The organism is Sulfitobacter sp. CB2047 (assembly GCF_000735125.2).
Classification (GTDB): Bacteria; Pseudomonadota; Alphaproteobacteria; order Rhodobacterales; family Rhodobacteraceae; genus Sulfitobacter; species Sulfitobacter pontiacus.
In genome coordinates this window covers 3194411-3206513 of sequence record NZ_CP072613.1, presented here as the reverse complement: position 1 = coordinate 3206513, position 12103 = coordinate 3194411, and the positions used below count along the sequence as shown (strand labels likewise).

At 61.1% G+C, this 12103-nt stretch carries 8 protein-coding genes; all 8 read left to right on the top strand.

Features of this window, described 5'->3' with window-relative positions; genetic code table 11:
• The first annotated feature begins 174 nt into the window (after positions 1 to 174).
• The 8 genes from IV89_RS15780 to cysG all read left to right on the top strand — a co-directional run bounded on the left by IV89_RS15780 (position 175) and on the right by cysG (position 12078).
• The gene (locus IV89_RS15780; RefSeq protein WP_037942965.1) at positions 175 to 1545 is read left to right on the top strand and encodes a CmpA/NrtA family ABC transporter substrate-binding protein; all 1371 of its coding nucleotides are present in this window, start codon (positions 175 to 177) and stop codon (positions 1543 to 1545) included.
• Positions 1546 to 1630: 85 nt separating this feature from the next.
• Positions 1631 to 2704 (top strand): ABC transporter permease, encoded by a 1074-nt coding sequence (locus IV89_RS15775; protein ID WP_005850988.1) that lies wholly within the window; start codon positions 1631 to 1633, stop codon positions 2702 to 2704.
• A gap of 5 nt (positions 2705 to 2709) precedes the next feature.
• Positions 2710 to 4395 (top strand): ABC transporter ATP-binding protein, encoded by a 1686-nt coding sequence (locus tag IV89_RS15770; protein WP_181358625.1) that lies wholly within the window; start codon positions 2710 to 2712, stop codon positions 4393 to 4395.
• A 4-nt stretch (positions 4396 to 4399) separates the two neighbouring features.
• Positions 4400 to 6826, top strand: coding sequence for a nitrite reductase large subunit NirB (gene nirB / locus IV89_RS15765; protein WP_037942969.1), 2427 nt, complete (start codon positions 4400 to 4402; stop codon positions 6824 to 6826).
• Entirely contained in the window at positions 6823 to 7158 is a 336-nt protein-coding gene (gene nirD, locus IV89_RS15760) for a nitrite reductase small subunit NirD (RefSeq protein ID WP_005850994.1), read from the top strand. The genes nirB and nirD overlap by 4 nt, the downstream gene beginning before the upstream one ends.
• The gene (locus IV89_RS15755; RefSeq protein WP_081858764.1) at positions 7155 to 9731 is read left to right on the top strand and encodes a nitrate reductase; all 2577 of its coding nucleotides are present in this window, start codon (positions 7155 to 7157) and stop codon (positions 9729 to 9731) included. The genes nirD and IV89_RS15755 overlap by 4 nt, the downstream gene beginning before the upstream one ends.
• The gene (locus tag IV89_RS15750) at positions 9728 to 10663 is read left to right on the top strand and encodes a glycosyl transferase family protein (RefSeq protein ID WP_037942971.1); all 936 of its coding nucleotides are present in this window, start codon (positions 9728 to 9730) and stop codon (positions 10661 to 10663) included. The genes IV89_RS15755 and IV89_RS15750 overlap by 4 nt, the downstream gene beginning before the upstream one ends.
• Positions 10660 to 12078, top strand: a complete 1419-nt coding sequence (gene cysG, locus IV89_RS15745; RefSeq protein WP_037942973.1) for a siroheme synthase CysG — start codon at positions 10660 to 10662, stop codon at positions 12076 to 12078. The genes IV89_RS15750 and cysG overlap by 4 nt, the downstream gene beginning before the upstream one ends.
• The last annotated feature ends 25 nt before the right edge of the window (positions 12079 to 12103 follow it).

The window sequence follows — 12103 nt, the reverse complement described above, 5'->3', positions numbered from 1 at the left end:
ATGAGCCACCCTTGATGCCAAGGGACAACGTTGTCCGACCTATCCCGCTGACCAATGCTGGTCGCACATCACTCAGAGCAATGCCGCTCGTACGGAACACGGATTTCTTCCCCGTGAACCATACGTGCGGCTTTTTTCGTTTCTGCCCTTCGGGGCCATGAAAGGACATGACCCATGAAAAATACATTCGCACTCCTGCTCGCCTCGACAAGTCTGCTGGCGACGGCGGCGTCGGCCGAAATGCTGGCGCTCGAGAAAGAGGAACTGACCTTTGGCTTTATCAAGCTGACCGATATGGCACCTTTGGCCGTGGCTTACGAGCTGGGATACTTTGAGGACGAGGGGCTTTTTGTCAGGCTTGAGGCGCAGGCTAACTGGAAGGTGCTGCTGGATGGCGTGATCGACGGCCAATTGGACGGCGCGCATATGCTGGCGGGCCAACCGCTGGCGGCAACGATCGGCTATGGCACCAAAGCGCATATCATCACGCCCTTCTCGATGGACCTGAACGGCAATGCGATCACCGTTTCCAACGACATCTGGGACGAGATGAAGCCGAACGTGCCCACGATGGACGATGGTCGGCCGCAGCATCCCATCAGCGCCAGTGCTTTGGCTCCGGTGGTCGAAGGCTACAAGGACCGCGGCGAGCCGTTCAATATGGGCATGGTCTTTCCCGTTTCGACCCACAACTACGAGATCCGGTACTGGCTTGCGGCGGGCGGACTGAAACCCGGCTACTATAGCGCGCAGGATATTTCCGGCCAGATTGATGCGGATGTGCTGCTGTCCGTGACGCCGCCACCGCAGATGCCTGCGACGATGGAAGCGGGGACGATATCGGGCTACGCCGTGGGGGAGCCTTGGAACCAGCAGGCGGTTTTCAAAGGGATCGGCGTGCCGGTGATCACCGACTACGACATGTGGAAAAACAACCCCGAGAAGGTCTTTGGCATTACCGCCGAATTTGCCGAGGAAAACCCCAACACCACGCTGGCCCTGACCAAGGCACTGATCCGCGCGGCAATGTGGCTTGATGCCAACGACAACGCCAACCGCGAGGAAGCGGTAGAGATGTTGTCGCGCTCTGAATATGTGGGCGCGGATGCGGATGTGATCGCCAACTCCATGACCGGCTTTTTCGAGTTCGAGAAAGGGGATGTGCGCCCCGCCCCCGACTTCAACGTCTTCTTCCGCTACAATGCGACCTATCCGTTCTATTCAGACGCGATCTGGTATCTGACCCAGATGCGTCGCTGGGGCCAGATCGACGAGACAAAGCCGGATGAATGGTATTTCGAGACTGCCGCAGACGTGTATCGCCCAGACATCTACCTACAGGCCGCAAGGCTGCTGGTGGACGAGGGTATGGCCGACGAAGCGGCGTTCCCTTGGGATAGCGACGGCTTCAAAGCACCGACACCGGCTGCCGATATCATCGACGGGATCAGCTACGACGGACGCGCGCCGAACGCCTATATCGACAGCCTGCCCATCGGTCTGAAGTCCGGTCAAACGGTCGTCGACAGCAAGGTCGAAGGCTAAACCCCGCCCCCGCGCTTTGCCACACCGCAAAGCGGAAAGGGGGGAGGGAGCCACTTTCATCAAAAGCAGCAATTGGACAGCCGATATGACCGCGATTGACACAAACACACTCGATATCGAAGCCCGCCGCGCGCGGCGCTTTGCCCGGATCAACAAGGCCGACGCATGGTTCAGCGTCTTTGGCCTGTCTTGGATGACACCGATTCTTAAGGCCGCCGCGGGGGATAATCCGCGCGCGCAGGCGGGCGAGATCTGGCGGCTTCTGGGCGTGCCGCTCTTGGCGATTGCGATCTTCCTGACCCTCTGGGCAAGCTTGGCCCCCAAGGTTCAAACCTCGCTCGGGGCTGTGCCGGGCCCTGCCCAAGTCTGGGAGCAGGTGGGCGAGTTGCATCAGGACGCCATCCGCGAGGGCGAACGCGAAGCCGCCTTCTACGAGCGGCAAGAGGCGCGCAACGCCAAGCATATCGCAAGTGGCAACGCAGACCGTGTGCGTGATCGCGCCTATACAGGCAAGCCAACCTACTACGACCAGATCTGGACCTCGATCAAAACGGTGCTTTTCGGTTTTCTCATTGCGTCGATCGTTGCCATCCCGTTGGGCATCGCTGCGGGCCTGTCTGTAACGGCGAATGCGGCGCTGAATCCGCTGATACAGATCTTCAAACCGGTCTCGCCACTGGCATGGCTGCCCATCGTGACCATGATCGTATCAGCCGTATATAGCACCAATGACGGTATGTTCTCCAAGTCGTTCCTCATCTCGGCGATCACCGTGACGCTCTGCTCGCTCTGGCCCACGCTGATCAACACATCCCTTGGCGTCGCCAGCATCGACAAGGATCTTGTCAGCGTCAGTCGCGTGCTGAAAATGAATACCTATACCAAGATCACCAAACTGGTGCTGCCCTCGGCGCTGCCATTGATCTTTACCGGGCTGCGGCTGTCGCTTGGTGTGGGCTGGATGGTTTTGATCGCGGCAGAAATGCTGGCGCAGAACCCCGGGCTTGGAAAATTCGTCTGGGATGAGTTCCAGAACGGCAGCTCGCAAAGTCTGGCGCGGATCATGGTCGCGGTGCTGACCATCGGCATCATCGGCTTCCTTCTTGACCGTGTGATGTATGCGCTCCAGTCCATGTTCACCTTCTCGAATAACCGGTGATCGATATGGGTATCTTGAACTTCACCAATGTCACCAAAACCTATGGCACCCAACCCGTTCTCAAGGACATCACCCTTGAGGTTGCCGAAGGTGAATTCGTCGTCATCCTCGGGTTCTCGGGCACCGGCAAGACGACGTTGATCAATCTGATGGCGGGGCTGGAGCAGCCGACCTCGGGCAGCGTGACCTACAAGGGGAAGCCCATCACCGAACCGGGCCGCGAACGCGGTGTGATCTTTCAGAACTATTCTTTGATGCCGTGGCTGACGGTGCAGGGCAACGTCAGGCTTGCTGTCGATACGATGTTCCCTGATCTCTCCAAACTCGAACGGGCGGCCAAGGTCGATCACTATGTCAACATGGTGGGCCTGTCCCATGCGGCCACGCGCCGCCCTGCTGAATTGTCCGGTGGGATGCGCCAGCGGGTCAATGTGGCACGCGCCCTGGCGATGGACCCCGAAATGCTGCTGCTGGATGAGCCGCTGTCGGCGCTCGACGCCCTGACCCGCGCCAATCTCGCGGATGAGATCGAGGCGATCTGGGACGAAGACAAGAAAACCTGCGTCCTGATCACCAATGATGTGGATGAAGCGATCATTCTGGCGGATCGGATCATCGCCCTTAATCCGGACGGCACGCTTGGGGAGGCATTCAAAGTCGACATTCCCCGCCCCCGCGACCGGATTGCGATGAACAATGACGCGGCATTCAAGGCGCTGCGCGGGCAGGTCACGACCTATCTGATGGACATTGGCATCGCCGCGAAAGTCGAAGAAACGCGTATGCTGCCCAATGTCACGCCGATCCATTCAGTGCCCGCGGCAGTCTCCAAGGCGCAGGAAGGTGCCATCCAGGAAAAATTCCTGAATTTCTCGCAGCTCGACAAGGTGTATCCGACGCCGAAAGGGCCGCTGACCGTTGTCGAGAACTTTGATCTCAAGATCAACAGGGGCGAATTTATCTCGCTGATCGGGCATTCGGGCTGCGGTAAATCCACTGTGCTGACGATGGCTGCGGGGCTGAACCCGATCTCGAAAGGGGCGATCCGTTTGGACGGGTGGAACGTCCAAGGTGCAGACCCCGAACGCGCCGTCGTGTTCCAGTCGCCCAATCTGTTCCCGTGGCTCTCGGCCAAGGAGAACGTCGCCATTGGTGTCGACAAGGTCTATCCCCGCGCGTCGCAGGCGGAACGTCAGGATGTGGTGGAATACTACCTTGAACGTGTCGGGCTGGCAGACAGTATGGACAAGAATGCCGCCAGCCTGTCGAACGGCATGAAACAGCGCGTCGGCATCGCCCGTGCCTTTGCCCTATCGCCCAAACTGCTGCTTCTGGATGAACCGTTCGGCATGCTCGACAGTCTGACCCGCTGGGAATTGCAGGAAGTGCTGATGGAAGTCTGGTCGCGCACCAAAGTGACGGCGATCTGCGTGACCCATGATGTGGATGAGGCGATTTTGTTGGCCGACCGTGTCGTGATGATGACCAACGGCCCGCAGGCCACCATCGGCAAGATCACCGACGTAAACCTGCCGCGCCCACGCACCCGCAAGGCGCTGCTCGAACACCCCGACTATTACAGCTACCGGCAAGAAGTGCTCGATTTCCTCGAGGAATACGAACACGGCAATGCGCCGAAATCACCTGCCTCCGGCGGGACACCGAAACCCAAAGCAATCGCGGCGGAGTGAGACCATGAAACAGAAACTTGTCGTTATCGGTGCCGGTATGGCCTCCGGTCGGGTGCTGGAGCACCTTCTGGAACAGGACCGCGAAGCCTATGACATCACCCTTTTCAACGCAGAGGCACGGGGCAACTACAACCGCATCATGCTGTCCCCGGTCCTGTCGGGAGAGAAGACCTATGCCGACATCGTGACCCATGATGCTGGATGGTACGCCGAAAATGACATCACCTGCCGTTTTGGCGAAAAGGTGCTGGAAATAGACCGTGCGGCTAAGACCGTCACGGGCGAGAATGGCACGGTGTCCTATGACAAGCTGGTTCTGGGCACCGGATCGAACCCCTTTATGATCCCCTTGCCGGGTCACGATCTGGACGGCGTCATCGCCTACCGCGATCTGGAAGACACCGAACGGATGATGGGGTTGGGCGAAGGCAGTAAATGCGTCGTGATCGGCGGCGGGCTGCTGGGGTTGGAGGCGGCGGCAGGCATGGCGGCCCGCGGCGTCGACGTGACCGTTGTGCACATCATGGGGCATTTGATGGAGCGGCAATTGGACGAGGCCGCAGGCTATCTGTTACGCCGCGCCCTGACGGATAAGGGCATCACCGTCAAATGCGCCGCAAATTCCAAGGAGATCTTGGGCGAGAACGGAAAGGTCCGTGCCCTGCTGCTGGATGACGGGACGGAACTGCCCTGCGATTTGCTGGTCATGGCCGTGGGCATCCGCCCCAACGTGGCCCTCGGGCAGGGCGCAGGCTTGGCCGTTGGAAAGGGCATCCATGTAGATGACCAGATGGTGACCTCCGACGTCGATGTGCTGGCTGTCGGGGAATGCGTGGAACATAATGGCGCGCTGTTCGGTCTGGTGGCACCGCTGTACGATCAGGCAAAAGTGGCGGCGCAGACCCTGCTGGGGCAGTCATCGACCTTTGTCCCGAAAGAGCTGTCGACCAAGCTCAAGGTGACGGGCTGCGATCTGTTCAGTGCGGGCGATTTTGCCGATGGCGAGGGGCGCGAGGATATCGTCTTTCGCGATCCGGCGCGGGGTGTCTATCGCCGTCTGGTGATCAAGAACAACGTGGTTATCGGGGCGGTGATGTATGGCGACACCGCCGACAGCAACTGGTTCTTTGGCCTGATACGCGACAAGACCGACATCGCGGACATGCGCGATACGCTGATTTTCGGCCCGGCCTACCAAGGGGGGACCCCCCTGGACCCTTTAGCAGCTGTTGCAGCCTTACCGCGTGACGCGGAGATCTGTGGCTGCAACGGTATCTGCAAAGGACAAATTGAAGACGCCATCGCGGCGGGCGCCTCTGATCTGGGCGCGATCAAAGCGACGACCAAGGCCAGCGCATCCTGCGGGACGTGCACCGGGCTGGTCGAACAGGTATTGGCGGTCACGCTGGGGGATGATTTCGTCTTGCCTGCCGCGGCGTCGATCTGCGGCTGCACCGACATGACCCACGAAGACGTGCGGCGGATGATCAAATCGCAGCGACTGACCTCGATGCCGGCGGTCTGGCAGGAGTGCGGGTGGAAGACGCCCGACGGTTGCCATGTCTGCCGCCCCGCGTTGAACTTCTATCTGCTTGCCGATTGGCCGCTGGAATATCGCGACGATCCGCAATCGCGTTTCATCAACGAACGCAAACACGCCAACATCCAGAAGGACGGCACCTACAGCGTCGTGCCCCGCATGTGGGGTGGGATCACCACGCCGGACGAACTGCGTGCCATTGCCGATGCGGCGGATAAATACATGGTGCCGACGGTCAAGGTCACCGGCGGGCAGCGGATCGACCTATTGGGCGTAAAAAGCGAAGACCTGCCCGCCATCTGGGCCGATCTGAACGCGGCCGGCATGGTGTCGGGACATGCCTATTCCAAAGGGCTGCGCACGGTCAAAACCTGTGTCGGCACGGATCATTGCCGCTTTGGCACCCAGGACAGCACCGGACTGGGCATCCAGCTTGAGAAAGAGCTCTGGGGGGCCTGGACGCCGCATAAGCTGAAACTCGGGGTGTCGGGCTGCCCGCGCAATTGCGCCGAAGCGACCTGCAAGGACATCGGGGTCATCTGTGTCGACAGCGGATACCAGATCAGCATCGGCGGGGCGGCCGGTATGGACGTCAGGGAAACCGAATTGCTGATCCAGGTGCCGACCGAGCAAGAGGCGATCAATGTGATCAAGGCGGTGACCCAGCTGTATCGCGAGAATGCCAAATACCTTGATCGCATTTACAAATGGATGGCCAAGGTCGGTCTGGACTGGATCAAGGAACGGGTTGCTGCCGAAGGCGACGCTTTGGTTGATCGCTTCGAGCTGAGCCAGACGATTTACCGCAAAGACCCGTGGGCCGAACACGTGACCCAGCAGGCCGAGCGCTACAAACCCCTTGCAACCCTGTCACTGGAGGCTGCGGAATGACCAGCTGGATCGATATCGCAGCACTTGATGATGTGCCACAGCGCGGTGCGCGTATGATCAAGACCACGCTTGGCTGTGTCGCGGTGTTCCGCACCGCCGAGGATGAGGTCTTTGCGCTTGATAATGCCTGTCCGCACAAGGCGGGGCCATTGGCCGAAGGCATCGTGCATGGCAAATCCGTAACCTGCCCGCTGCACAACTGGGTATTCTCTCTCGAGACCGGAGAGGCGCAGGGCGCGGACGCGGGCCGCGTCGCGACCTATCCGGCGCGGGTGGAAAGCGGGCGCATCCTGCTGGACCGGACGTTCCTGCACGCGCGGAGCGCCGCATGACCCTCACGCGCACCACTTGCCCTTATTGCGGTGTAGGTTGCGGTGTGCTGGCGGCCGCCGATGGTACAATCAAGGGGGATCCGGATCATCCGGCCAACTTCGGGCGGCTCTGCTCCAAAGGCGCTGCCTTGGGGGAAACCATCGATCTGGACGGGCGGCTTTTGCATCCGCAGATCAACGGGGTGCGGGCAAACTGGGATACGGCGCTGGATATGGTGGCGCAGAGGTTCAGCGATGCCATCGCGCAGCATGGGCCGGAAAGCGTCGCCTTCTACGCCTCGGGCCAGATGCTGATCGAAGACTATTATGTCGCCAACAAGCTGATGAAAGGGTTCATCGGGGCGGCCAATATCGACACGAATTCACGTCTGTGCATGGCCTCCTCTGTCGCGGGTCACAAGCGTGCCTTCGGCACCGATACCGTTCCCGGCACCTATGAAGATCTGGAGCAAGCCGATCTGGTTGTGCTTGTCGGGTCCAATCTGGCGTGGTGCCATCCGGTCCTGCACCAGCGTATTGCCGCCGCAAAACAGGCCCGCCCCCATATGCGGATCGTCAATGTCGATCCGCGCCGTACGGCGACCACCGATCTGGCGGATGTGCATCTGAGGATCGCTCCCGACGGGGATGTTGCCTTGTTCAATGGGTTGCTGGCGTATCTGGCAGAGACCGGAAAACTCGACACGGCCTATACCGAAAACCATGTGAACGGGCTGGACGCGGCACTGGCGGCGGCACAGGCCAGTGATCCGGCGGACAGCGGGTTGAACGCTCGGGAATTGGCCGATTTCTATGCGCTTTGGGCAAACACGCCTAAAGTCGTCACCGCGTACTCCCAAGGCGTCAACCAATCGGTCTGTGGCACGGATAAGGTAAACGCGATCCTGAATTGCCATCTTGCCACAGGGCGCATCGGCAATCCGGGGATGGGCCCTTTCTCATTGACCGGCCAGCCCAATGCCATGGGGGGCCGCGAAGTGGGCGGTCTGGCCAATATGCTGGCAAACCACCTAGAGATCGGGGATGAAGCGCACCGCAGCGCGGTGCAGAGTTTCTGGCAAAGCCCGACGATCTGCACAAAACCGGGACTGAAGGCTGTCGATCTGTTCGAGGCCTGTGCCAACGGCCAGATCAAGGCACTGTGGGTTATCTCGACCAACCCCGCGGTGTCGTTGCCCGATGCCGATGGCGTGGCGGCGGCAATTGCAAATGTGCCCTTTGTTGTTACGTCTGACATCATGGAGAAGACGGATACCAACGCTTTGGCTGACGTCCTGCTGCCCGCCACCGGGTGGGGTGAAAAAGACGGCACCGTGACCAATTCCGAACGGCGCATTTCGCGCCAACGCGCCTTTCTGCCCGCCCCCGGTGATGCGCGGCCCGACTGGAAGATCATCAGCGACGTGGCCGCGCGTATGGGGTTTTCGGGTGCCTTTTCCTATGGCTCATCCGCGGATGTCTTTGCCGAATATGTCGCGCTTGATCGGGCTGCTTCGGCCTTCCCGCGCGATCTTGATCTGAGCATTTTTGCCGATGCGGATTACGCGAAAATGGTGCCGACCCAATGGCCGCGCAATGGGGCGCGTTTCTTTGCGAACGGGCAATACTATCATCCTGACGGCAAGGCGCAGATGGTTGCCGTGACATCGCCTGTGTCGCTGAATTCACGCTTTACGCTCAATACCGGACGGAACCGCGACCAGTGGCACACGATGACGCGCACGGGCAAATCGGCGCGGCTTGGGGCACATCTGGCCGAACCTTATGTAGAGATGAACCCAGTTGATGCCGCCGCGTTGGGGGCACTCCCCGGGGCGTTGATCGCGCTGCAAAACAGCCGTGGTCGTGTTTTGATGCGGGCGTTGATCACCCCGCGCGTCGCCCAAGGCGCGTTGTTCGCGCCAATGCACTGGACACGTCAGCGCAGCACCGCGGGCACGGTCAATAGCGTCATGACGCCGCTGACCGATCCGATTTCAGGTCAACCCGCTTTGAAGGCCAGCGCTGTCACTGCCGAGGTTTTCAAAGCGAAATGGTACGGCTTTCTGGCAAGCATCTTGGAACCCGACCCGCGCACCACCTATGCCGCCGTGGCCCGCACCAATACCGGCTGGCAGGCAGAGCTGGCGGGCAGCAAAAACCCCGAGGATTGGGAGGCAGAGGCCCGCCTTCTGACGGGGCAGGCGGAGGGTGATCTTTCGCTCCAGTCCGACGCGGCGACCGGTGGCGTCCGGATTGCGATAACCCAAGGTGGGCGGATCACCGGGCTGCTTTTCGTATCACCCAATCCGGTGGTCGTCTCGCGCAGTGCGATTATCGCGCTGATCGGGACGGACACATCGGCGTTGGCGGCGCTCGCCGGGCGCAATGCCTCTGACCGGCCGGACCCGGGTGCTACGGTCTGTGCCTGTTTTGATGTGGGGCGCAACACTTTGCTGGCCGCGATCGCCGGCGGGGCCTCTACCGTCGCGGCCTTGGGCGACGCCACCTGCGCGGGGACAAACTGCGGGTCGTGCAAACCCGAACTCGCCGCCCTGCTGGATCAGACCTTGCAACGGATGGCCGCAGAATGAGCCTGGCCCCCTATGTCCGGATCGTCGCGCGCGGCAAGGGGCGTGCCCGCGCTATGACCTTGGCCGAAGCTCAGGACGCCATGGCGCTGATCCTACGCGGTGATGCTGCCCCCGAAGCGGTCGGCGCGCTGTTGATGGTCATGCGTCTGCGCGGCGAAACCCCCGAAGAGATTGCCGGTTTCACCGCAGCATTGCGCGCGCATGTGGTGGGCAAACTGCCCAAAGCGGATCTGGACTGGCCGTCCTACGCCGCAGGCCGCAGCCGGGGGGTGCCGCTGTTCCTCCTTGCTGCGCGGCTGGTGGGGCAGGCCGGTTACAGCATTTCGATGCACGGGTGGAATTCGCATCAATCGGCCAATGCATCGGTGCGCGAGGTGATTGATCTTGCCGGGCCGCAGGTGGCCTATACCCCGCTAGAAACCCTAAGCCCTGCGGCATTCAGCATCTTGAACCTGCGCGATACACTCGGCCTCAGATCGTGCTTCAATACGGTATTGCGGATGTGGAACCCGTCCGAGGCCCCGGCGACGGTGCAAGGCGTGTTCCACCCGTCGTACCGCAGCCTGCAGGCCCAAGCCGCGCAGCTATTGGGCCAGCATGATCTGAGCATCATCAAAGGGGGCGGCGGCGAATTCGAACGTCATCCCTCCAAGGACATCGCCCTGTTCGGCCTGCGCGACGGGGCGCATATCCAGCAGACCGCCGCGCCAATCCTGGATGACACCCGGCGTTTGCATGAAACAGGCGATGTCATCGACCTGCAGGGCCTGTGGCAGGGGCGCGTGGACGACCCTTTCGCAATCGCCACGGTGACCGGCACTGCGGCACTTGCGCTGTGGACGCTGAAGGCGTCTCCGACGCTCTCTCAAGCCGACCAAATGGCGCGCAGCCTTTGGGACCAGCGACACCAGTCAAAGGAGCAATCCGCATGAAGACATTTCCAATGTTCCTGCAAATGGCGGGCCGCCGCGTCGTGATCATGGGCGGAGGCGAACAGGCCGCCCAGAAGGCGCGACTGATCCTGAAAACCGAGGCGACGGTCGAGATCTGGGCGGCCACATTCGATGCCGAACTGTCGGACCTTGCTGCATCGGGCCGTGTCACACTTCACGACGGTCCAATCACCCCGCACAGCTTTTCAGACACCGCGCTGGCCTTTATTGCCACTGGCTGCCCTGGTGCTGACATGGCGCTGCATGTTTTGGCCAAAGAGGCCGGGGCGATTGTGAACGTGGTAGACCAGCCACAGCTTTGCGACGCGATCACGCCTTCGATCGTGGACCGTGATCCGGTGGTCGTGGCCATCGGCACCGAGGGGACAGCCCCGGTGCTGGCCCGCCAGATCAAGACGAAAGTAGAGGAAATGCTCGAGCCGCGGCTGGGGGATCTTGCTGCTCTTGCGGGCCGGTTGCGGGGGAAAGCGTCTGCGCGCCTTGATCCGCGCGCGCGTCGCGATCTGTGGCGTTGGGTCTTCAACGACAGCCCGCGCTGGATGTTTGCCGCCGGTGCCGAACGCGCGGCGGCCAAGCGTATCAAGACGGCCATCGAAACGGGCGACTTCGGCACCGCTGCGGTCGGCAGCGTCAGCCTTGTTGGCGCGGGACCGGGGGCGAAGGATCTGATCACCCTGCGCGGCGTGCAGCGCCTGCAAGAAGCAGATGTGATCTATTATGACCGGTTGCTTGACCCTGATATCCTTGAATTGGCCCGTCGTGACGCCGAGCGCATTTACGTCGGGAAGGCTCCGGGCTGTCACAGCTGGCCGCAAGAGAAAATCACACAGACCCTTGTGATGGCTGCCAAACGCGGCCAGCGCGTCGTGCGCCTGAAATGCGGTGATCCGGGGGTGTTCGGGCGCAGCACTGAAGAAGTCGATGCGCTGAAAGCCAGCGGTATCGCATTCGAGATCATCCCCGGCGTCACCGCGGCCTGCGCCGCGGCCGCGAGCATCGGTGAAAGCCTGACGGATCGGGGCAAGATCGACACCGTGGTGCTGACGACCGGCCATCGCCAAGCTGGGTATGCGGTGCCTGAACCGATCAAGGACATCAGACCCGGCACATGCGTGGCGCTTTACATGGCCGTGGGTGCTGCGCCACAGATTGTGGATCACCTAAAGACAGCGCATCCGGGGGTTCAGTTCGACCTGCAGATCGCCGCGAAAGCGCAGCGCAAGGATCAGAAGATTTTGCGCTGCTCCCTTCAAGATCTGGAAGCGACGCTGAGCGCTAATAGGATCGCAGGCGAGGCCATGCTGTTCATCCGGTGGCCTCGGGAGGCCCATCAGGCTCATATGCCCTTGGCGCAAAGCGCAGTGGGGCGCGTCGTATCGATGGTGCAAGACTGAACTTACATGCAGATCCCCGCGGGGA

Bases quoted from the DNA above. Each gene is read 5' to 3' on its own strand.
- IV89_RS15780 (WP_037942965.1), top strand. From the start codon at position 175: ATGAAAAATACATTCGCACTCCTGCTCGCCTCGACAAGTCTGCTGGCG.
- IV89_RS15775 (WP_005850988.1), top strand. From the start codon at position 1,631: ATGACCGCGATTGACACAAACACACTCGATATCGAAGCCCGCCGCGCG.
- IV89_RS15770 (WP_181358625.1), top strand. From the start codon at position 2,710: ATGGGTATCTTGAACTTCACCAATGTCACCAAAACCTATGGCACCCAA.
- nirB (WP_037942969.1), top strand. From the start codon at position 4,400: ATGAAACAGAAACTTGTCGTTATCGGTGCCGGTATGGCCTCCGGTCGG.
- nirD (WP_005850994.1), top strand. From the start codon at position 6,823: ATGACCAGCTGGATCGATATCGCAGCACTTGATGATGTGCCACAGCGC.
- IV89_RS15755 (WP_081858764.1), top strand. From the start codon at position 7,155: ATGACCCTCACGCGCACCACTTGCCCTTATTGCGGTGTAGGTTGCGGT.
- IV89_RS15750 (WP_037942971.1), top strand. From the start codon at position 9,728: ATGAGCCTGGCCCCCTATGTCCGGATCGTCGCGCGCGGCAAGGGGCGT.
- cysG (WP_037942973.1), top strand. From the start codon at position 10,660: ATGAAGACATTTCCAATGTTCCTGCAAATGGCGGGCCGCCGCGTCGTG.